This is a genomic window from Variovorax sp. GW821-FHT09B05 (assembly GCF_059418265.1).
The window spans coordinates 138,483-138,788 of the sequence record NZ_JBWKPN010000013.1 but is presented as its reverse complement, the minus strand read 5'-3'; the positions used below and the strand labels follow the sequence as shown (position 1 = coordinate 138,788).

Genomic DNA, 306 nt, shown 5'->3' with positions numbered 1-306 from the left:
GTGCTCAGACCCGTCGAAGTCGACGTGGACAGGCTGCCGATCGAACTCGTTGCCGTGCTCAAGCCGGTCGACGTCGAGGTCGACAAGCTGTCGATACTGCTGGTCGCGGTGCTCAGACCCGTGGAGGTCGAGGTGGACAGGCTACCGATGGAACTCGTGGCCGTGCTCAAGCCCGTCGAGGTCGACGTCGACAAGCTGCCGATGGAGCTTGTCGCCGTGCTCAACCCGGTCGACGTGGAGGTCGACAGGCTGTCAATAGAGCTCGTTGCCGTGCTCAAGCCAGTCGATGTCGAGGTCGACAAGCTA

General features: G+C 62.4%; 1 protein-coding gene. It reads left to right on the top strand.

Annotated elements, in window-relative coordinates; all coding sequences use genetic code 11:
• The coding region (locus AC07RM_RS29355) for a hypothetical protein (RefSeq protein WP_495336764.1) at positions 1 to 306 on the top strand (306 nt) is incomplete at both ends.